This is a genomic window from Helicobacter sp. T3_23-1059 (genome assembly GCF_053654515.1).
In genome coordinates this window covers 1-722 of sequence record NZ_JBSIUV010000186.1, presented here as the reverse complement: position 1 = coordinate 722, position 722 = coordinate 1, and the positions used below count along the sequence as shown (strand labels likewise).

Below are 722 nucleotides of genomic sequence, written 5' to 3'. Positions count from 1 at the left end.
GCAAACTTACTAGAGCAAATCGCCCTAGCAGCAAAATCAAACAAAGGGGGCGAGCGCACCTTAGGCGAGCAAGCCACAAGCGCATTAGGAATCTATGCAAACGACATACAAAAAAATCTAACCAACAACAACTCACGCAGATTTTTAGAAAGTGAAAGCGTAGATAATCAACGCCAAGTAATCGCAAGACTATTAAATGCCCCGCTAAAAGAGGAAGAGGCAAATTTAGCCCTTTTAGCAAGTCTAAGCAAAGCTAGCTATGATTTAGACATAGCAAAAGCCCTAGATAAAATACAAGGCGATGATTTGCTCGTATCAAAAGTCAAAAATATGCTTATTTCAAACGCAGGAGGGTTTTATAATATCGCCCGAAGTATCGCCACACCTAAACTAAATGAAATCACAAATTATTTAGTAAATGCCATTGCGTTTTTAGGCAAAGAGAGTAAAAACGCAGGAAAAGCCACAAGCATAAACCGAAGCGAAATCTATAGAGAGCTAGCAAACAAGATAAATGAGAGGATTGATGGCAAAGTGCAAGTTTTTAATGGTATGGAAATCCCAAAAGAGCGATTTATCCACGAAATCAAAGCTGATGTCTTAGGTGCTAGCTTAGTGAAATTTTCAAACCAAGACTTTGCCTCTCAAAGACTTTATGAAGCATTAAAAGAAATGCCCGAAGTGCTAGAGAAAAAGTTTGCAGAGCCTAGCTTTGATTTTTT

At 38.6% G+C, this 722-nt stretch carries 1 protein-coding gene; it reads left to right on the top strand.

The window, feature by feature from the left end:
- Positions 1 to 722 (top strand): hypothetical protein (locus ACWIX0_RS13965; protein WP_454174583.1); only part of this gene is annotated, 722 nt, incomplete at both ends.